17 protein-coding genes are annotated in these 21,955 nt (G+C 59.4%); 10 read left to right on the top strand and 7 right to left on the bottom strand.

Translation table 11 applies throughout. The features are described 5' to 3' along the window. Window positions 1-3: 3 nt before the first annotated feature. Window positions 4-1,470, bottom strand: coding sequence for an MFS transporter (locus NYE85_RS16505; protein ID WP_259005812.1), 1,467 nt, complete (start codon window positions 1,468-1,470; stop codon window positions 4-6). Window positions 1,471-2,143: 673 nt separating this feature from the next. Here NYE85_RS16505 and guaD point away from each other — a divergent pair. The 4 genes from guaD to xdhC are packed head-to-tail and all read left to right on the top strand — an operon-like array spanning window position 2,144 to window position 8,052. Continuing rightward, complete coding sequence (guaD, locus tag NYE85_RS16500) at window positions 2,144-3,475, top strand: guanine deaminase (RefSeq protein WP_259005811.1); 1,332 nt, start codon at window positions 2,144-2,146, stop codon at window positions 3,473-3,475. Next, window positions 3,472-4,899, top strand: coding sequence for a xanthine dehydrogenase small subunit (xdhA, locus tag NYE85_RS16495; RefSeq protein ID WP_259005810.1), 1,428 nt, complete (start codon window positions 3,472-3,474; stop codon window positions 4,897-4,899). Before guaD ends, xdhA begins: the two co-directional genes overlap by 4 nt. Continuing rightward, window positions 4,892-7,279 (top strand): xanthine dehydrogenase molybdopterin binding subunit, encoded by a 2,388-nt coding sequence (gene xdhB, locus NYE85_RS16490; RefSeq protein ID WP_259005809.1) that lies wholly within the window; start codon window positions 4,892-4,894, stop codon window positions 7,277-7,279. Before xdhA ends, xdhB begins: the two co-directional genes overlap by 8 nt. Further along, window positions 7,279-8,052, top strand: a complete 774-nt coding sequence (gene xdhC / locus NYE85_RS16485) for a xanthine dehydrogenase accessory protein XdhC (protein WP_259005808.1) — start codon at window positions 7,279-7,281, stop codon at window positions 8,050-8,052. The genes xdhB and xdhC overlap by 1 nt, the downstream gene beginning before the upstream one ends. Before the next feature lie 98 nt (window positions 8,053-8,150). Here the strand turns inward: xdhC and NYE85_RS16480 are convergent, their stop codons facing one another. Then, complete coding sequence (locus NYE85_RS16480) at window positions 8,151-8,258, bottom strand: bacteriocin immunity protein (RefSeq protein WP_259006352.1); 108 nt, start codon at window positions 8,256-8,258, stop codon at window positions 8,151-8,153. A gap of 221 nt (window positions 8,259-8,479) precedes the next feature. On the opposite strand from NYE85_RS16480, the gene dcp reads away from it, so the two are divergent. Further along, window positions 8,480-10,687 (top strand): peptidyl-dipeptidase Dcp, encoded by a 2,208-nt coding sequence (gene dcp, locus NYE85_RS16475; RefSeq protein WP_259005807.1) that lies wholly within the window; start codon window positions 8,480-8,482, stop codon window positions 10,685-10,687. 60 nt (window positions 10,688-10,747) lie between these two features. Further along, window positions 10,748-10,966, top strand: a complete 219-nt coding sequence (locus tag NYE85_RS16470; RefSeq protein ID WP_259005806.1) for a hypothetical protein — start codon at window positions 10,748-10,750, stop codon at window positions 10,964-10,966. A 33-nt stretch (window positions 10,967-10,999) separates the two neighbouring features. On the opposite strand, the gene NYE85_RS16465 is transcribed toward NYE85_RS16470, so the two are convergent. The 5 genes from NYE85_RS16465 to NYE85_RS16445 form a co-directional block, all read right to left on the bottom strand. Continuing rightward, complete coding sequence (locus tag NYE85_RS16465; protein WP_259005805.1) at window positions 11,000-12,310, bottom strand: MFS transporter; 1,311 nt, start codon at window positions 12,308-12,310, stop codon at window positions 11,000-11,002. A gap of 128 nt (window positions 12,311-12,438) precedes the next feature. Then, the gene (locus NYE85_RS16460) at window positions 12,439-13,128 is read right to left on the bottom strand and encodes an N-carbamoylsarcosine amidohydrolase (RefSeq protein ID WP_259005804.1); all 690 of its coding nucleotides are present in this window, start codon (window positions 13,126-13,128) and stop codon (window positions 12,439-12,441) included. Between the two features lie 10 nt (window positions 13,129-13,138). Then, complete coding sequence (locus NYE85_RS16455; protein ID WP_182646447.1) at window positions 13,139-13,843, bottom strand: Asp/Glu racemase; 705 nt, start codon at window positions 13,841-13,843, stop codon at window positions 13,139-13,141. Between the two features lie 66 nt (window positions 13,844-13,909). After that, the gene (locus NYE85_RS16450; protein WP_259005803.1) at window positions 13,910-14,704 is read right to left on the bottom strand and encodes an alpha/beta hydrolase; all 795 of its coding nucleotides are present in this window, start codon (window positions 14,702-14,704) and stop codon (window positions 13,910-13,912) included. Beyond that, the gene (locus NYE85_RS16445; protein ID WP_309600873.1) at window positions 14,701-15,852 is read right to left on the bottom strand and encodes an FAD-dependent monooxygenase; all 1,152 of its coding nucleotides are present in this window, start codon (window positions 15,850-15,852) and stop codon (window positions 14,701-14,703) included. The genes NYE85_RS16450 and NYE85_RS16445 overlap by 4 nt, the downstream gene beginning before the upstream one ends. Window positions 15,853-16,181: 329 nt before the next feature. Between NYE85_RS16445 and NYE85_RS16440 the strand changes: the two genes are divergently transcribed. The 4 genes from NYE85_RS16440 (at window position 16,182) to NYE85_RS16425 (ending at window position 21,936) form a co-directional block, all read left to right on the top strand. Then, entirely contained in the window at window positions 16,182-17,240 is a 1,059-nt protein-coding gene (locus NYE85_RS16440; RefSeq protein WP_259005801.1) for a 2,5-dihydroxypyridine 5,6-dioxygenase, read from the top strand. A gap of 75 nt (window positions 17,241-17,315) precedes the next feature. Next, the gene (locus tag NYE85_RS16435) at window positions 17,316-17,786 is read left to right on the top strand and encodes a MarR family winged helix-turn-helix transcriptional regulator (protein ID WP_259005800.1); all 471 of its coding nucleotides are present in this window, start codon (window positions 17,316-17,318) and stop codon (window positions 17,784-17,786) included. Between the two features lie 75 nt (window positions 17,787-17,861). Further along, window positions 17,862-18,395 (top strand): (2Fe-2S)-binding protein, encoded by a 534-nt coding sequence (locus NYE85_RS16430; RefSeq protein ID WP_259005799.1) that lies wholly within the window; start codon window positions 17,862-17,864, stop codon window positions 18,393-18,395. Further along, window positions 18,388-21,936, top strand: coding sequence for a molybdopterin-dependent oxidoreductase (locus NYE85_RS16425; protein ID WP_259005798.1), 3,549 nt, complete (start codon window positions 18,388-18,390; stop codon window positions 21,934-21,936). Before NYE85_RS16430 ends, NYE85_RS16425 begins: the two co-directional genes overlap by 8 nt. Window positions 21,937-21,955 lie beyond the last annotated feature (19 nt).

The following is a 21,955-nucleotide window of genomic DNA, read 5'->3' as shown; positions in this document are numbered from 1 at the left end:
CGTTTAACTCCTTACCTTGGTTGATGACAGCCTTCCCTTGGCGTCTTGCGACGCCGTAGGGAGCAGATTGGCCGGTTTTTTCTGACGGATTTCGTTGCCTGCCTCGGCATCCAGTCCAAAACTGTCGACCACCGACAGCAAGGCGATACCGCCAATAACCACAAACGCCATTTGGAAATTGACCAGCGGGATAGCGTCGCCGACGGTGGGGAACCAGACGTCAGCCAGCCGCAGCGCCAGTGCGCCAATGGCAATGCCCAGACCACCGCCCATTTGCTGCGCCATGGTAAATAGCGCATTGGCGCCGTTCATCTGCGTTTGCGGCACTTCGGAAAAGGCCAGGGTATTCAGTGCGGTGAACTGCATCGAGCGCGTCAGGCCGCTGATGAATAACAGCGTGACGATCAGCCATACCGGCGTTTGCGGCGTCAGGAACGCGCAGGCGAAGATGGTCGCGGCGTTCAGCAGGCCGTTGACCATCAGGGTGCTGCGAAAACGAAAGCGATAGAGGATCGCCGAAGTAAAAGGCTTCATCGCCAAATTGCCGGCAAACACCGCCAGCACCAGCAGCCCGGCGTCAAAAGCGTTCAGTCCGAAGCCTATCTGGAACAGCAGCGGCAACAGGAAGGGCACGGCGCCGATCGCCACGCGGAACAGCGTACCTCCCCATATTGTGACGGCGTAACTTTTTACCCGCATCGCCCACAGGTTGATTAACGGATGGGGGCTACGCCTGGCATGACGAATGGCCAGCATGCCCAGCGCCAGGCTAGCGACAATGCAGGCCAACGGCACCAGCCAGGAGAGTTGTGGATGATTGATCAGATCGAGGCCAAACATCAGCCCGAAGCAGGCGACGCCGGTCAGCAGAAAGCCGAGGCCGTCAAATGGCACCCCGGTTTGCGCCTCCTCCTGCGGGATCAGCCGCCAGGCCAACAGCAGGGCGATAATGCCCAGCGGCACATTGAGAATGAAAATCCAGTGCCAGGAGGCGTAAGTGGTAATGAAGCCGCCGACCGGCGGCCCGAGGATCGGCGCTACCAAACCGGGCCAGGTAATGGTGGCAATCGCCTTGATCAAGCCGCTTTTCTCGGTATTGCGCAGCACTACCAGCCGACCAACCGGTACCATCAGCGCACCGCCGAATCCCTGCAGGATACGCGCAGCGGTAAAGGTCGGCAGACTGATGCTAAAGGCGCACAGCACCGACGCCAGGGTGAAAATCAGCACGGCGGCAGAAAATACATTGCGGGCGCCAAAACGGTTGGCGATCCAGCCACTGGCCGGGATAAACACCGTCAGGGTCAGAATATAGGCGGCAATGCCGACATTCATGTCGACCGGCTGCACGCCGAACGCCGCAGCCATTTGCGGCATCGCGGTGACAATCACCGTGCCGTCGAGATTTTCCATAAAGAATGCGCCAGCGACCAGCAGCGGCAAGGCGCCTACGCGTGAAAACCAACTCATAAGCGAACGCTCGAAACAGAATGCGGACTGGCTACAGGCATAACAGAAATCTCTTCACAGATACAGGCGAGTCGGGCAGGTTTTTGAGCATAGCGCAATGCGGGGTTGTTAAAAAGTGGTTAAGAACTATAAGAAGTATTTCAGAATTAACGTAGCAAAATTAGCAACAGCTACCATGACGGATGATTTCGCCTGCGTGAGGGCGGCAGGAGGCCAGGCGCGCGTCTGTGCTGCATCCTGGTAGGCATAGCGGGTGGTGCACATCCGTTGGCTTGTGCTGTACGCCGTTGGTCCGTGGCAACGCTTGCATGGTTTTGGTGCACATGTCGGCTGATTGCGCTTGGAGCGACTTGCGCGCCGTTATCAGCGTAGACATGAAAAATTATTTTGGCTCGATGATGGTGCAATGTTTCATTTTATTAAAAAACAGCAAACGATTGCCTGAAATAGCAACCGATTGCTTTTTGACAATATATTTCCACCAAATCAAACTCACAAAGCTTTTATTTATAACCAATTGTTTATTAATGGATAAATAGATAAATGCTCACTCTGGCATGCCGCTTGCTATCTTTAAATCAACGCCTGCAATGGAATATAAGACCGCCATTTTCCCAGGTTGAGTTATCTCAACCGCTGCTGGTGAGCTGGTCGCAAAAATAGGAACGGCATTATGAGCATGCAATTTACCACGGCCATTCGTGGCAACTTTTTCGATATCGCCGCCTGCGTCGATCGGCCAGAACAACTTGACGCACAGTTGCGGCACACTGCCGATGGCCTGCTGCTGCTGGATCACGGCACCATCGTCTGGCACGGCAGTTGGCGGCAGGGGGCGTCACTGCTGGCGCCGGATACTGTGGTAACCGACTATCGCGACAAGTTGATCGTGCCGGGGTTTGTCGATACCCATATTCATTATCCGCAAACCGAAATGATCGGCGCCTATGGCGATCAACTGCTGGCGTGGCTGAAACATTACACCTTTCCTACCGAAAGCCAGTTCGGTTGCGCCGAGCATGCCGAGAAAATGTCGGCGTTCTTTCTGCAACAATTGTTGAGCAACGGCACGACCACGGCGCTGGTGTTCGGCACCGTGCACCCGCAGTCAGTCGAGGCGCTGTTTGGCCAGGCCGCGGCGCTCAATATGCGCCTGATCGCCGGCAAGGTGATGATGGATCGCCACGCGCCAGCCGCGCTGCTGGAAACGCCGCAGCAGAGCTATCAGCAGACTCGCGGGCTGATTGAGCGTTGGCACGGTAGGCAGCGTCTGGGTTACGCCATTACGCCGCGTTTTGCACCCACCAGCTCGCCGGCGCTGCTCGAGCAGGTTCAGCGCCTGCGCAACGAGTTTCCCGACGTCTGGCTGCATACCCATCTGAGCGAAAACCATGACGAAGTGGCGTGGGTCAAGCAACTGTTTCCGCAGCGGCGTAACTACCTGGATGTCTATCATCATTACGGGCTGACCGGCAGCAAAAGCGTCTTTGCCCATTGTCTGCACCTCGAAGAACAGGAATGGGACTGTCTGTGTGACACCCATTCGTCGATCGCCTTTTGCCCGACCTCCAATCTGTTCCTCGGCAGCGGGCTGTTCAACCTCGGCAAGGCCTGGCAGAAACGGGTGAAGGTGGGTATTGGCACCGACGTAGGGGCCGGTACTACCTTCAATATGCTGCAAACGCTGGGCGAGGCCTACAAGGTGGCGCAACTGCAAAGCTACAAACTGGCGGCCTGTGAGGCGTTTTATCACGCGACGCTGGGCGGCGCTCGCGCCTTGTCGCTGGATAAACAGATCGGCAACTTTAGCGTCGGTAAAGAGGCCGACTTCGTGGTGCTCGATCCGGCAGTGTCACCGTTGCAGAAACTGCGCAATGCCAACTGTCACGACCTGGCCGAACAGCTGTTTGTGCTGCTGACCCTGGGCGACGATCGCAACATTTACCGCACGTATGTCGATGGCAAGATCGTTTATCAGCCGTCGACTCGTCAGGAGGCCGCATGATCGAGTTTCTGCTCAACCAGACGTTAACCCGTGAGACCGATCTCGATCCGAACACCACGCTGTTGCATTACCTGCGTCGTCATCAGGGCCGTTGCGGCACCAAAGAGGGCTGCGCGTCGGGCGATTGCGGTGCCTGCACCGTGGTACTGGCGGAGGCAGAGGGCGAAACGCTGCGTTATCGTAGCGTCAACGCCTGCCTGACGTTTGTCACCGCGCTGCACGGCAAGCAATTGATCAGCGTCGAGGATCTCAAGCACCACGGCCAGTTGCACAGCGTGCAGCAGGCAATGGTCGACTGCCACGGCTCGCAGTGCGGTTTTTGTACCCCAGGTTTCGTGATGTCGTTGTTCTGCTTGCAAAAGAACAGCACGCATTATCAACGACAGCAGGCCCAGCAGGCGCTGGCCGGCAATCTGTGTCGCTGCACCGGTTACCGGCCGATTATCGACGCGGCGCAGCAGGCCTGCGAAAACCGCGAGGCCGACGACTTTGACCGCCAGCAACGGCACACCGTGCAGCGACTGCGGCAGATCGCGCCAGCCAGTGAGCTGAGCGCCGCTGGCAAGCGTTGTCTGCTGCCGCAGAGCGTCGATCGGTTGGCGACGCTGTATCAGCAATACCCACAGGCCAGGCTGCTGGCCGGCGGTAGCGATCTGGCGCTGGAAGTGACGCAGCGTCATCAGGATTTGCCGTTGATGATTGCCATCGGCCAGATAGCCGCGCTGCGCCAGGTTGAACGTGGCGAACGGTTGCGCATCGGCGCCGCCGCCACTTTGAGCGAGATTTATCCGCTGCTGATGGATTACCACCCGGCGTTCGGCGAGTTGTTGCAGCGTTTCGCCGCTCAGCAAATCCGCAACCAGGGCACGCTGGGCGGCAATCTGGCCAATGCCTCGCCGATCGGTGATGCCGCGCCGCTGTTGTTGGCGCTGGATGCCGCGCTGCTGCTGCGTCACGGTACACAACAGCGTGAGCTGCCGCTGCGTGACTTTTTCCTTGCTTACCGCCAGACGGCGCTGCAACCGGGCGAGTTTATTGACAGCATCCTGCTGCCGGCGCAGGCGCCACGGGATTTCCGCGCCTGGAAAGTGTCGAAACGCCTGGAGGATGACATCTCCGCGGTATGCGGCGCTTTCAACCTGACGATTGAACAAGGCATGGTGCGCGCGGCGTACGTGGCCTACGGCGGCATGGCGGCCACCCCCAAACGCGCATCGGCCTGTGAACAGGCGCTGGTCGGCCAATCGTGGGATCGCACTACGATGGAGCGCGCCACGCAGGCGTTAATTCAGGACTTTACGCCGTTGAGCGATTTCCGCGCCAGCAGCGCTTACCGCATGCTGGTGGCGCAGAACCTGCTGCGCCGCTATTTCATTGCGCTCACCGCGCCGCAAACTGCCATCGAGGTTGTCTGCCATGAGTAATACCCCGCAACACCAGGCCAGCCAGGCGGCATTGGCCGCACGTTTTCACCAACCGCTCACCAGCGGCGTCGGCCAGGCGCGCAAGCATGAAAGCGCAGACAAACACGTCAGCGGCGAAGCACTGTATATCGACGACCGGCTGGAGTTTCCGAACCAGCTGCATCTGGCGGCCAAACTGAGCGAGTGCGCCCATGCGCAGATCGTCGCACTGGACGTTTCCGCCTGTTATGCCTTGCCCGGCGTGGTGCGGGTGATGACCTGGCAGGACGTGCCGGGGACGCTGGATATTGCCGCGCTCACCGAAGGCGATCCGCTGCTGGCGCAAGACAAGGTGGAATATGTCGGCCAGATAGTGGCGGTGGTGGCGGCAAACGATGCGGAAACCGCCTGGCGTGCCGCACAGGCGATAAAAGTGAGCTATCAGCCGTTGCCGGCGCAGTTGGATGTGCGCAACGCGTTGGCGCAGGGGGATGTGGTGCAGGAAAGCCATTGCCATCGACGCGGCGACGCTGCGGCGGCATTGGCACGGGCCAGGCACCGGCTACAGGGCGAGTTGCAGGTCGGCGGCCAGGAGCATTTTTATCTGGAAACGCAGATTGCCTCGGTAATGCCGGAGGAGGACGGCAGTATGCGAGTGTACTCCTCAACGCAGAATCCTACCGAAGTACAAAAACTGGTGGCCTCGGTACTGGGAGTGCCGATGCACAAAGTGGTGATTGACATGCGTCGCATGGGCGGCGGCTTCGGCGGCAAAGAGACGCAGGCGGCAGGCCCGGCCTGCCTGTGCGCGCTGGCGGCATGTCTCACCGGGCGACCGGCCAAAATGCGTCTTAACCGCCACGACGATATGCTGATTACCGGTAAGCGTCACCCGTTCTACATTCGCTATGAGGTGGGGTTTGACGATAACGGCCTGCTGTGCGGCGTTAATATCGAGTTGGTCGGCAACTGCGGCTATTCGCTGGATCTGTCCGGTTCGATTGTCGATCGCGCGATGTTTCATGCCGATAACGCCTATTTTTTGCAGGACGTAGTGATAACCGGCCACCGTTGCAAGACCCACACCGCGTCGAACACCGCTTACCGCGGCTTTGGTGGTCCGCAGGGGATGATGGCGATCGAGCAGATCATGGATCACATCGCCCGTTATCTGGCGCTCGACCCGCTGGCGGTGCGAAAAATCAACTATTACGGCAAGCACAGTCGCAATGTCACGCATTATCAGCAGCCGATCGAACAGAACCTGCTGGCTGAGATCACCGCCGAGCTGGAGCAAAGCGCCGATTATCAGGCGCGGCGCGCGGCGATCCGTGACTACAATGCCCGCAGCCCGCTACTCAAAAAAGGGCTGGCGTTGACCCCGGTCAAGTTTGGCATTTCGTTTACCGCCAGTTTCCTCAACCAGGCCGGCGCGTTGGTGCTGATTTACACTGACGGCAGCATTCAGCTCAACCACGGCGGTACCGAAATGGGCCAGGGGCTGAATACCAAAGTGGCGCAGATCGTGGCCGAGGTGTTTCAGGTGGACATCGAGCGCATCCAGATCACTGCCACCGATACCGGAAAAGTGCCGAATACCTCGCCCACGGCGGCCTCGTCGGGCACCGATCTGAACGGCAAAGCCGCCGAAAATGCTGCCTTGATCATCAAACAGCGGTTAATCGCCATGCTGACGAGCCAGCACGGCGTTGCCGCCGAACAGATTATCTTCAACAACGGTCAGGTGCGGGTCGGCGAGCGTTACTTCAGTTTTGAACAGGTGGTGCAGCAGGCCTATTTTAATCAGGTGTCGCTGACCAGCACCGGTTATTACCGCACGCCAAAGATCTTCTATGACCGCGACAAGGCGGCGGGCCACCCATTCTATTATTTCGCCTACGGCGCCGCCTGTGCCGAAGTGCTGATCGATACGCTGACCGGTGAATACCGCCTGCTGCGCGCCGACATTCTGCATGACGTCGGCGACTCGCTGAACCCGGCCATCGACATCGGTCAGGTGGAGGGCGGTTTTGTCCAGGGGATGGGCTGGCTGACCAGCGAGGAACTGGTGTGGGATGAGCAGGGCAGACTGCTGACCAACGGCCCGGCCAGCTATAAAATCCCGGCGATTGGCGATGTACCGGCGGATCTGCGGGTCAGGCTGTTGGAGAATCGCCAGAATCCGCAGGATACGGTGTTCCATTCCAAAGCGGTAGGCGAACCGCCATTCATGCTGGGGATTTCGGTATGGTGCGCGATCAAGGACGCGGTAGCCAGCCTGGCGGACTATCGCGTCCAGCCGCTGATTGACGCACCGGCAACCCCTGAACGCGTGCTGTGGGGCGTTCAACGGCTGCTTGAAGGTGACGCGGTCACTAAAAAACCGGCCGGAGGGCAATAATGGACGACTGGATTGACGCGCTGGCCGAGCTGCGGCGGCGCGGAGAACCTTGCGTGCTGGTGACGGTGCTTGACGAGCTGGGTTCTACGCCACGCGACCGAGGTAGCAAGATGCTGGTGAGCGCCGAGCGGGTGGTGGATACCATCGGCGGTGGACATCTTGAATACCGGGCGCTGGCGATTGCTCAGCAGATGCTGCAATCCGGTAGTGCAACGATGCGGATAGAACGTTTTCCGCTGGCGGCGAGGCTAGGCCAATGCTGTGGCGGCTCCACGCGTCTGCTGTTTGAGCCGCTAATCAACGCCAGGCCACAGCTTGCGCTGTTCGGTGCTGGCCACGTCGGTCGGGCGCTGGTGCAGATCCTGGCGACGCTGCCGCTGCGAGTGTGCTGGGTAGACAGCCGTGCCGAACAGTTTCCAGCCACGCTGCCTGACAACGTTCGCCCGCAGGTGATCGACGATCCGCTGGACGCGGTGGACGAGATGCCGCCCGGCGCTTTTTACGTGGTAATGACCCACGATCATGCGCTCGATCTGGCGTTGGCTGCGCGGATCCTGCAACGGGGCGACGCCGGCTACTTTGGGTTGATAGGCTCCGCCACCAAGCGCAGGCGCTTCGAATACCAGCTTGGCCAGCGCGGCATCGACGCCACGGCGATGGTCAGCATGCGCTGTCCCCTGGGCTTGCCGGAGGTGAAAGGCAAGCTGCCGGCCGAAATTGCGGTGGCGGTGGCTGGGGAACTGATCGCCTGTTACGGCGCGCTGGCGGTCTAGCTAAGCGGCTACGGGCAGGCGCCGGCAATCAGGGCAAAAACGTTCAACAAGGCTATGTTTGCTGGACGTTATATAATACTCAACGGTCATAAAGCTGTTCATCCTTGCTTAAAGCCAGGTTTGCCGTTTTTGGCACGCCATTGTTTGACGGCCCTGGTTACCCCTTTCGCTGAGTTATCCGCACCAACGGCTGGGCCGTAGCTCAGGTTTTACCCTGAATGCTCAGTTGCTGTTTTTGAAAGCCGGTGTGGCTCGCACGTAATGCACCTAATGTGGGCAGGGGCGGCAGATTGCCACGTTGGCCGTTTACGATTGCCAGCGCCTACGCCTATGCGGTTGTTTTTGCTCAATCTGCCAACTGCGCCTAAGCTTGGTGATGGCATGGGAACACGAGTTTCCCTGATTAAACATGGAGGAGTTTCGAGAGATGCGTTTATCCACCTTAGTACTGGCAATTGGCGTTGCGCTAGCCAGCCAGGCGCAAGCCGAAGAAACCAGACTGGATTCCGACCACACCGGCGTGCCAAGCGGCCAGGTGAAGGAGGTTAATGTGACCGGTGAAGCCAATCAGGATATGCCGAAAAAGAACGCCAACCCGTTCTTCTACCAGAGCCGTCTGCCGTTCCAGGCGCCGCCGTTTGATCAGATCAAGGAAACGGACTACGCGCCGGCTATCGACGCGGGGATTAAACAGAAACTCGAGGAGGTCGAGAAGATCGCCAATAACCCGGCCAAGCCGAGTTTTAACAATACCTTTATTGCGTTGGAAAAATCCGGCGCGTTACTGACACGGGTAATGAACGTGTTCAGCGCCATGACTTCGGCCAATACCAACGATGCGCTGCAAAAACTGGATGAAGCAACATCGCCCAAGCTGGCCGCGCTTGATGACGCCATCATGCTCAACAGCAAGCTGTTCGCCCGTATCAAGGCGATTTACCAGCAACGTGAAGCGTTGAAGCTGGATGACGAATCACGCCGGTTGGTGGAGGTGACCTATCAGGACTTTGTGCTGGCCGGCGCCAACCTGTCCGACGCCGACAAAACCAAATTAAAGGCGCTGAACCAGGAAGCGGCAACCCTCAGCACCCAATTCACCAACAAGCTGCTGGCTGCGAGCAAAAACGGCGCGTTGGCGCTGAGTGACAACAGCAAGCTGGACGGCCTGTCCGAAGGGGAGATCGCCGCCGCAGCGCAGGCAGCCAGCGAACGCAAGCTGGACAAGCAGTGGCTGCTGGCGTTGCAAAACACCACCCAACAGCCCAGCCTGCAAAGCCTGAAGGATCGGGAAACTCGCCAGGCGCTGTTTGATGCTTCCTGGACACGCGCCGAAAAGGGCGACGCCAACGACACTCGCCAGACCATTGCGCGTTTGGCGAAAATCCGTTCAGAACAGGCCAGGCTGCTCGGCTTCCCGGACTACGCGTCGTGGAAGCTGCAAAACCAGATGGCCAAAACGCCGAAGGCGGCGCTGAGCTTTATGCGCGATATCGTGCCTGCCGCTACGGCGCGTGCGCAACGCGAAGCCAAGGACATACAGGCCGTGATCGATAGCCAGAAAGGAGGCTTCAAGCTGGCCGCCTGGGACTGGCAGTTCTACGCCGAACAGGTGCGCAAGGCCAAATACGACCTGGACGAATCGCAGATCAAGCCGTACTTCGAACTGAATAACGTGCTGAACAATGGCGTATTTTACGCCGCCAATTTGCTGTACGGCATCAGCTTTAAACAACGCAAGGATATTCCGGTGTATCAGCCGGACGTGCGGGTTTATGAAGTCTTTGATAAAGACGGTAAATCACTGGCGCTGTTCTATACCGACTTCTTTAAGCGCGATAACAAGGGCGGTGGCGCCTGGATGAGCAATTTCGTCGAACAGTCCAAACTCAACGGCACCAAACCGGTGATTTACAACGTCGCCAACTTCAGCAAGCCGGCGCCGGGCCAGCCGGCGTTGCTGTCGTACGACGATGTGATCACCATGTTCCACGAATTTGGCCACGCGCTGCACGGCATGTTTGCCGATCAGCAATACGCCAGCCTGTCGGGCACCAATACCGCGCGAGACTTCGTCGAGTTCCCGTCGCAGTTCAACGAGCATTGGGCGCGCGATCCGAAGGTTTTTGCCCACTTTGCCAAGCACTATCAAACCGGTGAAGCGATGCCGCAGGCGCTGGTGGACAAAATCGGCAAGGCCGACAAGTTCAACAAAGGCTATGACATGACCGAACTGCTGGCGGCAGCACTGCTGGACATGCACTGGCACATGTTGACCGCCGACCAGCCGCAGCAGGATGTCGACAAGTTTGAAGCGCAATCGCTGCAAAAGGATCATATCGATCTCGGCTATGTGCCGCCGCGCTATCGCTCCAGCTACTTCCAGCACATCTGGGGCAACGGCTACGCCGCCGGCTATTACGCCTATCTGTGGACCGAAATGCTGGCGGACGATGCGTTCCAGTGGTTTAGCGAACATGGCGGCCTGACGGCCGAAAATGGCCAGCGTTTCCGCGACCAGGTATTGTCGCGCGGCAACAGTCAGGATCTGGAAAAACTGTATGTTGACTGGCGCGGTAAAGAGCCGAGTATCGAGCCGATGCTGATTAATCGGGGTTTGAAAGACGAAACCAAATAATCGCGGTTTGCCCTGAGAGTGGCTAAAACGCCGGTCAACCGACATTGACCGGCGTTTTTCATGACGCCGGATATGTTCAGCGCCTTTATCAACTATCTGTTTACCGGCGATAATTTCTATCAGTCTCTGGATGATGCCGACTTCCACGACTATCTGGCCACCTTTACCGCACCGACGGTGGTCGACCACGCCTTTATCGGCGGCTATTCCAGCTATATCGGGCTGGTTCTGCGCCATAAAGTGGCGGGCGGACATTTTACCTGCCAAGCCGCGCGTTGATCCCCCCTCCGGCGCGGAGAGGGGATCCGATGACTAGCGATTCACCAACTTGGCGGGTAACGCCACCACCAGCAGCGAACTGAGCAGTAAACAGCCAGCAAACGCCCACAGCGCACCGCCGCTTTTACCGGTCAGATCCAGCGCCAGCCCCATCAGCGAATTGCTCACCAGCCCGGCGATGTTGGCCAGCGAACAGGCCAGTGCGAAGCCGGTTGCCGCCGCCGTACCTTTCAGGAAGGTGGCCGGCAGGCTGAAGAACACCGGTACGGCGCCGATAATCGCCGCCTGCGCTATCGAAAACAGCAACACCGTCGCCACCACGTTATGGGTGAAGAAGGTACTGCCGGCCATCGCCATTGCGCCAATGATAAATGGCACGATGATATGCCAACGCCGCTCGCGCATCCGGTCCGAACTGGCACCGATCAGCAGCATGCCGAGCAGCGCGGCGACGCTTGGCACCGCGGTGAGATAACCAATCAGGGTAATGTCGGTAACGCCGGCGGTTTTAATAAAGGTCGGCATCCAGAATCCCATCGCATAGGCGCTGAGCAGAATGGCGAAATCTATGCCGCCAAGCATCCACACCTTCAGATTGAGGAAACCGTCGCGAAAGCTGTGCTTGGCGTGGTCGACCTCGGCATCGTCCAGCGCCAGATCGTCGGCAATGCGCTGTTTTTCTTCACTACTTAGCCATTTGGCTTGCTGATAGGTGTTCGGTAATAGCCAAAACGTCATGACTCCGAGCAGCACGCTGGGAATACCTTCCAGCAAAAACAGCCACTGCCAACCATGCAGTCCGTGAGCTTGATCGAAATGGCCCATGATCCAGCCGGACAGCGGGCCGCCTATCACGCTGGACAGCGGTAGCCCGATCATGAACAGCGCGATGATGCGGCCGCGTCGATAGGTCGGAAACCACAGGGTCAGATAGTACAGTACGCCGGGCAGGAAACCCGCTTCAGCCACGCCGAGCAGGAAACGCAGCCCATAGAACTGGGTGGGCGTGGTGACGAACATGGTGCAGGCGGACAGCAGCCCCCAGGTGATCATGATACGGGCTATCCACACTTTGGCACCGACGCGCTGCAATATCAGATTACTGGGCACTTCAAACAGGATATAACCGACGAAGAACAGCCCGGCCCCCAGGCCGAACGCGGCTTCGCTCAGCTGCAGGTCGTCTGCCATCTGCAATTTGGCCAGCCCGACATTGATGCGATCGAGGTAGGCTGCCAGGTAGCACAGGCACAGGAACGGGATCAGTTTCCAGGTGATTTTGCGGTACAGCAGCAGCGATTCTGCGCCCGCTTTCCCCGCCAGCGGGGTGTCAACAATGGCCATGATGTTGTGTCTCCAGGTGGTGCGTTGTGGCCTCCGGAGAGGAGGAGCTTGGTGTGTCTGACTGCTGCCGCCCTGATGCGGGCGGTCGTTGTTATTAAGCTCTCCGTGCAGGTGGTATCTCCGTAGTGTTACCTGTGATGACGCGGTGGATCGTCGCTCGGCATTTGCAGCGTTGCATAGGTGGCCAGGTAATCGATGGCCTGTTCTTTATTGACTACGTCACCGTATTTGCTGTCGATATCAAACAGATTGGCTTCGTGCGGACCAGGGTGACGATCGCCGACGCATTGGCGTACCACGATGGTGCGAAAACCGTGCTGTACCGCATCCACCGCGCTGGCACGAATACAGCCGCTGGTTGAACATCCCGCCAGCAGCAGGGTATCAACCCCCAGCGTAACCAGCATTGGCGCCAGCGCGGTACCAAAGAAGGCGCTGGCGTACTGCTTGCTCAGCACCACTTCCTGTGGCAACGGCTGGACCTGTGGGCAGAATGCCGCTAGCGGATTACCCTCTACCATGTCCTTCATTACCGGTGCCTTTTTCACCCACATGCCGCCGTCGGCAAAACGGGCAGCATGATAGCGGATATTGGTATGAATAACAGGGATCCCGTGCTGCCGCGCCGTCGCCAACAGCGCCACGCTTTCGGCTACCGCGCTGACCACGCCGGGGGCGTATAGCGGCGCGCCCTCGGTGGTATAACCCTGCATAAAATCGATCATCAGCAGCGCCGGACGCTGGCCGAAGCCGATGCGCTGCCCCCATACGCCACGGTAGTTATCGCTGGCGGCGTTATCTGTGGTTTCCGTTTCCATCAGCGGCTCCTCAATACGCACCGGATAGCAGGGCACCGGCGCCGGGAACGATCGGCTCCAGTTCCAGGGCAGTCAGCATGGCGTAAGTGGTGGCGATGGCTGCGGTCACCACCGGCTTGCCGGTCTGCGCCTCGACGGTCGCCACTGCCGACAGCGAGGGCATTTGCACACAGGCGGAAAGCACAATTGCATCCACGCCGCTGACGTCAAGCTGTGCGACGATGGCCGGCAGTTTGGCCGGATCGTGACGGCCGACCGCCAGATTGTCGGCGATTTCCAGCGCATGCCATACGCTGACTTCGACGCCTTCATGCTCGATATAGTCCACCACCAGCTGTGTCAGCGGTTTCATGTACGGAGCCACCAGCGCGATGCGTTTGGCGCCCAGCACCTTCAGCGCATTAACCAGGGCACCGGCGCTGCTGATCACCGGCGCGGCGGCGTCGTTGTCCCGGGTAACCTGCGCCAGCCGCGCCTGCGACTCTCGGTGATAGCCAAGACCCATCGACATGATCGCTACCAGACAGGCATAGCCGAGCACATCAACCCGCGCGTCGGACAGTTCCAGCGCACAGCGATCGGACTCGCCATCCATCGCCGCCAGCTCCTCTTTGCGTACGTGCTTCATGCGCATGCGGCTGGAATGGAAGGTAAAGCGCTCTTCGGGACGGATCAGCTGGCGTGCGAGCAGCATCGCCGGGATTTCGGTTTCCATGGTGGTGTTGGAACTGGGCACAATCTGGCCGATACGGTAGTTTTTGCTCATGACATGACTCCTTAATTAGCCAAGAAAATCGCCGAGGGCCTGGAAGAAACCCTCCTCGTCGTCCCACGGGATCATATGGCCGGCGTTTTCGACCACCACCACGCTGATTTCTGGTTGCAAGGCGCAAATTTCGGCGCGATCTTCCGGCAGGATCACTTCGCCTTTGCCGGCCACCATCAACAGCGTCGGCATGGTCAGACGCGGGTAATCCTGGTGGCTGTCAACCTGGTGAAAATCGGCGTAGGCCCGTTCGATCGCCGGTTCATAACAGGTATGTAGCCACTCGGCGCGTAACTGGCGTTGCTCTTCGCTCCAGGTCGGGCAGTAGGCGCGCATCTGCTCGGCGCTGATGCCGGCCTCGGCGGCGCGAATCGAGTCGACGTACCACGGCCATTTGCCCGGATAGGCACGTCGGCCAGGACCGGATACCGGTGGATCAACCAGCACCACCCGCTGCACACCCTGTGGATGCTGCGCCGCAGCGCGCAGGGCAAAGCGCGCGCCCATCGAATGCCCCAGCAGCGAGTAGCGACTCAGGCCCAGCGCAGTCGCGAACGCGGTAACGTCCTGCGCACAGGTTTCGGCGTCGTACGCCAAATCGGGGCCGCTGGCAGACAGGCCGCGCCCGCGCACGTCCAGTACGTAGGTGTCGTATCTTTCGCCCAGCCGTTCGGCAACGAAGCCCCAGGTGATTGCCGGACTGGTAATCCCCGGGATCAGGATCAGCACCGGACCGCGGCCGCCGTAGCGCAGGTAATGCTGGCGGATGCCGTTAGCCTGCACCTGGGCGCCATAGAGGTAAGTGCTCATGCGGCGTTCTCCGATTTCAATGCCTGCGAGTACAGGTCATAGCCGTATACCCAGGCCGGATCTTCCTGGCTGCGCAGGAAGGTATTGGCATTGGAGACCGCCTGCACGCGTGAGGCGCGCTCTTTGCGGTTGGCCTCATACAGCTGGAAGGCGGTACGGTAATCCCCGAGGCCGGTTTCTTGCAGGCAACGTGCCAGCATGGCGGCGTCTTCAATCGCCATCGCCGCCCCTTGCGCCATATGCGGCTTCATCGGGTGACAGGCGTCGCCCAACAGCACCATACGGCCCTCGCTCCACAACGGCAGCGGTTTGCGATTGAGCAGCGGCCATTTGGTGACCTGTTCGCTGGATTCGATCAGCGCCTGCACGATCGGGTGGTAGTTGGCGAAGGTGGCAAACATCTCTTCTCGACTGCTGTCGATAAAGCTGCCCTTGAAATCCCATGCCGGGTGCGGCACGCCGCTGACGTAATAATATTCATCGCGCCGTTTGGTGGTGTAATAGACCATCAGATGGCGGTCTTCGGACCACCATTTCACACAGTCTTCAAACGTCAGGTTGTATTTCGCCAGCTTTTCGCCGCGGATCAGCGCGCGGTGCGCTACCCAACCGCTGTAGGTCGGTGCTTCCACACCCAGCAAATGTTCGCGAATGCGCGAGTTGATACCGTCTGCGCCAATAACGATGTCGGCATGGGTGACAGTGCCATCGACAAAGCGCAGCTCCACATCATTGTCGCGCTCTTCAATGCCGCTCAGGCATTTGCCGAAGTGCAGCGTACCGGGCTGCAATGCTTCCAGTTGCAAGGCCTGCAAATCGCCGCGGTGCACCGTCACATAGGCTGCGCCGTACTCTTTACGGGCAAAATCGCCGAGCGGTATGCGTGACAGATAGTCACCACTCTCGGCGTCGCGGCTGAACCAGAAATCGGGATGCGAGGCCATTTGTTCCAGCGGTTGTTCGATACCGATACGGCGGAAGATCTTGAGGACGTTCGGTCCCATGTGGATGCCGGCGCCCAGGCGCGAAAAGGCCGGGCTCTGTTCGTACAAATCGACGGTAAAGCCGGCCTTTTGCAACAGTGCGGTAGCGGCAGCGCCACCCAGGCCTGCGCCTACGACGGCGATGCGAGGTTGTTTGCTCATCATTTTTCCCCTGTTTGTGGTGTTTCAGCGTGTCATCCGGGTAGAGGCTGGACGATCGATTTATAGTGTATGCACTGAATAACGCAAAGTTACATAACTGTTAAATTAGATCTGGCTCACGCTAATTATCGGCGAAATGCTGTTATGTTGATGTTAATTGCAAGTAATGGCGCAGGTGAAATAGGATTTGCTTATGTGTGACTCAGGTCGCTTGCAGCTAGTTGTTTTTTGGTCTTAGATAGTTAAAAGAGCGTGTTCACTTTAATTTGTGTAATTCATCGTCAGTGGGCGCGTGATCTGTCGGTCATTCATTCATCAACAGGAGAGGTGCCATGGCGGTTAATCAGAGTCAGCTGGTCCAGCTTTTTGAGCGGGTGCTCGCGCTGTCGAAGGTCGATGCTTCACAGAGCGTGGCGATCCTGAAGAGCCATTATTCGGATGCACGTACCGTGCAGGCCGCCACCGATGCGGCATTGCGCCTGGGGGCCAGGGTTTACGCCGTCGAATTACCGTCGTTCAATCATCCTCGCGCGATGGGCAATGATATGACTGCCTACTGCGGTGACACCGCGCTGACCGGCAACCTGGCGGCGCAGCGGGCGCTGGAAGCGGCGGATCTGGTGGTTGACACCATGATGCTGCTACATTCGCCGGAGCAGGAACAGATCCTCAAGACCGGTACACGTATATTGTTGGCAGTCGAGCCGCCTGAGGTATTGGCACGCATGTTGCCTACTGAAGAAGACAAGGCGCGGGTGCTGGCCGCCGCTGCGCTGCTGGAAAAGGCCGGGGTGATGCAGGTGAAGTCGGCCGCCGGCAGCGATTTTCGCGCGCCGCTGGGCCAGTATCCGACGGTGACTGAATACGGCTATGCCGATGAACCTGGGCGTTGGGACCATTGGCCGAGCGGCTTCTTGTTTACCTGGCCAAATGAACTGCAGGCAGAAGGTGTGCTGGTACTGGACGTCGGCGATATTTTGCTGCCGTTCAAGAGCTATGCCCGCGAACGCATAACGCTGGAAATTGAGCAGGGCTTTGTCACCGGGATCCATGGCGGCTTCGAGGCGGAGTATCTGCGTGAATACATGAAGTATTTCAACGATCCTGAAGTGTACGGCATTTCCCATATCGGTTGGGGCCTGCAACCGCGCGCCCAGTGGACAGCGATGGGGCTGCATGACAAAAATGACGGCATGTGCATGGACGCGCGTGCGTTTTATGGCAACTTCCTGTTTTCGACCGGGCCGAATACCGAAGTGGGCGGTACGCGCAAGACGCCATGTCATATGGATATCGCGCTGCGTCGTTGCGACGTGTTGCTGGATGGCAAAACGGTGGTGGCAGAAGGGGAAGTGGTGGCACCGGCCGCCTCTTGCGTGGCGCATCGTTGATGCGTGGCGGCTGCCAAAGTTGGGGTTTTTATACTATTCTCGGTGCTTTCCATTGACGGTGAGAATAACGCAATCATGCCCCATGACAAGCAGGTGGAAGCAACAGGCAAGCCCGACAACTATCATTTTACCGAACAGGTCGGGCACTTGCTGCGTAAGGTTTATCAACGCCATGTGGCGATATTTCAGCACAACGTCGGTGATTCGCAACTGACTGCGGTGCAGTTTATTACGCTTTGCGCGGTGCGGGATATGGGGCCAAGCTCGCTGACCGAGTTGGTGCAGGTAACGGCGGTGGATCAGGCAACGATCCGCGGCATTATCGAGCGCTTGAAGGCGCGTGAGCTGATTACCGTATCGCCGGATCCAATCGACCGTCGCAAGGTGGTGGTCGGCTTGACCGACGCGGGGGCAACGCTGTTGGCGGAAACCGTGCCACATGCAGAAAAAATTACCGAGCTGACGTTCGGCACCCTTAACCCGGCCGAACGAATCGCGTTGATATTCCTGCTGAATAAAATGCTGGAAGATCAGCCAACCGGCTGAGGCGTGCAGCGCGTCTCCGGGCCGGGTGGCTGGCATTAAAACAAAAACAACCCACGCGCAGGAGAGACGCAAACCATGGCGATGACTGTTGATTCGCCCAGGGAAGGAGCGGTGACAACGCTGACGGAGCATCCATTGATGCTGTCGGTGAACGGGCAGCAGGTGCAGGTCCGGGTAATGGCGGACACCTCGCTGTTATTGGTATTACGTAACGATCTGGCGCTTAATGGCCCCAAGTTCGGCTGCGGTTTGGGGGAATGCGGCGCCTGTACCGTGCTGATTGATGGTCTTGCCGCCCGCGCCTGCGTGATCCCGGCTCGGGGAGTGGCGCAACGCGCCATCACCACGCTGGAAGGGCTTGGCAGCCGGGATTGCCTGCATCCGGTGCAACGCGCGTTTATTGAACAGCAGGCGGCGCAATGCGGCTATTGCCTGAACGGCATGATCATGACCACCAAGGCATTGCTGGATCGCAATCCCAATCCCAGCGACGCGGAGATCCGCCGTGCGCTGTCAGGCAACCTATGCCGTTGCGGTACCCATATTGAAATCCTCAACGCGGTAAAACGCGCCGTTGTACTCTGTGGTGGCGAGGTGCGTGATGACTGAGCGCAGCGTACCGACCCAGACGGAATTGTTACAGCGTAACGGCGTCTTGCTGGTTATCGATCAGATCCAGCCGCCGCCGGGGCTGGTGCCGAAAGGCCAAACGCCGACGCTAAAACCCAAAGAGCAGGCCATATTTATTGCCATTTGCGACGATGGGCAGGTTTACGCCTTTAATGGCCACGTCGATTTGGGCACCGGTGTACGCACCGCGCTGGGGCAAATCGTTGCCGAAGAGCTGTCTCTGCGCCTCGATCAGGTGCAGGTGGTGCTCGGTGATACCGCGCGTGCGCCTAACCAGGGGGCGACCATTGCCAGCGCCACGCTGCAAATTTCTGCGGTACCGCTGCGTAATGCCGCCGCCGAAGCGCGCCGCTGGCTGCTACAGCAGGCGGCACAACGTTTGGCGCAGCCGCTGGATTCGCTGCGTCTGGACGATGGCGTGGTGCATGCCGCAGAGGGGCAAACGTTCAGTTATAGCCAACTGGTGGCGGGCCTGCACGTAGAGCTCGGCCTTAGCGGCGATGCGCCGCTCAAACCGCACAGCGAATATCGCCTGGTCGGCACCAGCGCTGCGCGGGTAGATATTCCCGCCAAGGCGACCGGTGAAACGACCTTTGTGCATGACATGCGTCTGCCGAATATGCTGCATGGCCGCGTAGTGCGTCCGCCGTATGCCGGTTATGACAGCGGCGAATTTGTCGGCACCAGCCTGCTGGCGGTGGATGAACGGTCGATCGCGCATATTCCGGGGATCGTCAAGCTGGTGGTGATCGAAGACTTTATCGGTATCGTTGCCGAGCGCGAAGATCAGGCAATGAAAGCCGCGCAGGCGTTGCAGGTCAGTTGGAAGGACTGGCGGCGCAATCTGCCGCAAATGACCGATCTGACGCAGGCGCTGCATGATAACCCGCACAGTACGCGGGTGGTGCATGATACCGGCAACGTTGACGCGGCGCTGGCGGCGCTTGACCAGCGTTTTACTCGCCGCTATTTGTGGCCGTATCAGCTGCATGCCTCGATCGGCCCCTCCTGCGCGCTGGCAGACTATCAGCCCGAGCGGCTGCGCGTGTGGTCCGGCAGCCAGAACCCGCATCTGCTGCGTGCCGATCTGGCCTGGTTGCTGGAGTACCCGGAGCAACAGATCGACATTATTCGTATGGAAGCGGCCGGCTGTTATGGCCGCAACTGTGCCGATGATGTCTGCGCCGATGCGGCGTTGCTGTCGCGGGCGGTGGGCCGCCCGGTGCGCGTGCAGTTGACCCGCGAGCAGGAACACCTGTGGGAGCCAAAAGGCACCGCCCAACTGATGGAGGTGGACGGTGGGCTAGACGCCGACGGCCAGTTGGCCGCCTATGATTTCCGCACCTATTATCCGTCCAACGGCGCGCCAACGCTGGCGCTGCTGCTGACCGGGCGGGTTGAGCCGGTGCCGGTGGCCTACGAAATGGGTGACCGCACCTCGATCCCGCCGTATGACTATCCGGCGATGCGCATCAGTATCGAGGACATGGCGCCCATTGTCAGAGCCTCATGGCTGCGCGGCGTGTCGGCGATGCCCAATACCTTCGCCCACGAGTCCTATATTGATGAACTGGCGGTTGCCGCCGGCGTCGATCCGCTGGAATACCGCCTGCGTTATATCAAGGATCCGCGAGCCATCGAACTGATGCGCAACACCGCCGAACGTGCCGGTTGGCAACCGCACACCGTACCGATGCAAACGGCCGCCGAAGACGGCGTGCTGCGCGGCCGGGGTTTTGCTTATGCGCGCTACATTCACAGTAAGTTTCCCGGCTTTGGTGCGGCATGGGCGGCGTGGGTTGCCGACGTCGCGATTGACAAAACCAGCGGCGAAGTGGCCGTCACGCGCATCGTTGTTGGCCACGATGCCGGCATGATGGTCAATCCGGACGGCGTGCGTCACCAGATCCACGGCAACGTGATCCAGTCGACCAGCCGGGTGTTAAAGGAGCGAGTCACCTTCGAACAATCGACGGTGTCCAGCAAGGAATGGGGCGGTTATCCGATCCTGACCTTCCCGGAGGTGCCGGAGGTCGAGGTGATGATGATGCCGCGCCAGCAGGAACCCCCGCTGGGAGCCGGTGAGTCGGCTTCGGTGCCGAGTGCCGCGGCGATCGCCAATGCCGTGTTCGATGCTACCGGCATTCGTTTTCGCGAACTGCCGATTACCGCCGATCGGCTGCGTGAAGCGCTTAACGGCCCTGACAGGCCGCCGGCGCCCAGCAAGCCGAACCAAAAACGCCGAAAATGGTGGTTTGGCGGCGCGGCGGGGGTGATTGGCGCATTGCTTGGCATTGCCGGCAGCGCCTTGCCGTGGCGGGCGGAAATTGCCCCGGTCAGCGCACCGGGAGCCGGCACCTGGTCTGCGGCAACCCTGGAGCGCGGTCGTCAACTGGCGGCGGCGGGTGACTGCGCGGTATGCCATACAGCCCCCGACGGGGTAACCAATGCCGGCGGATTGGCGATGGAAACGCCGTTCGGCACGCTGTACAGCACCAATATTACCCCGGACGTTGCCACCGGCATCGGCAACTGGTCGTTCAGCGCCTTCGACCGGGCGATGCGCCAGGGCATCAGCCGCGATGGACGCCATCTTTATCCGGCATTTCCCTATACCGCCTTTAGCAAAATGACCGAGAGTGATATGCAGGCGCTGTATGCCTATATGATGTCGCAACCGGCGGTGAGCCAGACCAATCAGGCCAATGACATGCGTTTCCCGTTTTCCGTACGGCCGTTGCTGGCCGGTTGGAACGCGCTGTTCCTCAGACAGGGGGAATTCAAACCGGACGTGACGCAATCCGCGCAGTGGAACCGGGGAGCGTATCTGGTCAACGGCCTGGGGCATTGCGCGGCCTGTCATTCGCCGCGTAACCTGCTGGGGGCGGAAAAGGGCGGCGCCAGCTTCCTGGCCGGTGCGATGGTAGACGGTTGGCAAGCACCAGCGCTGAACAATCTGGCGAATGCCGATAAACCCTGGAGTGAGGAGCAGCTGTTTCAGTACCTGAGCAGCGGTCATTCGGCGGAACATGGGGTTGCCACCGGGCCGATGGGGCCGGTGGTCAGCGAGCTGGCCACGTTGCCGCAAAGCGATCTGCGTGCGATGGCCAACTATCTGATCTCGCTGAGCGAGCCCGCCAGGCTAAATACGCAACCGCAGGCCGGCGCACCGCAGGTGTCGCAGCAGGCCGGTGAACGGTTGTTCCAGGGGGCCTGTCAGGCATGCCATAGCGCCAGCAGCGGCGGGCCGCAGCTGTTCGGTGTCAGCCCCGATTTGGCCAATAACACCAATATCTTCAGCGACAGGCCCGACAACCTGATAAAAGTGATCCTGCAAGGTATTGCGCAACCGGCTACCGCCGAACTCGGCTATATGCCGGGCTTTAAAGACAGTTTTTCCGATCGGCAGGTGGCGGATCTGGTGAACTATCTGCGCCAGCGCTATGCCGGGCAAAAGCCGGCCTGGCAAGACGTTGAGGCGCAGGTTGCGCGTTTGCGTGCCAATCCGGGAACGCACTGAACGGCGCTTGCTGCACAGC

This window comes from Serratia sp. AKBS12 (genome assembly GCF_024793895.1).
In the GTDB taxonomy this organism is placed as follows: Bacteria; Pseudomonadota; Gammaproteobacteria; order Enterobacterales; family Enterobacteriaceae; genus Serratia_F.
Note: the sequence above shows the minus strand (reverse complement) of the source record. Positions and strands in the feature narration are given on the sequence as shown.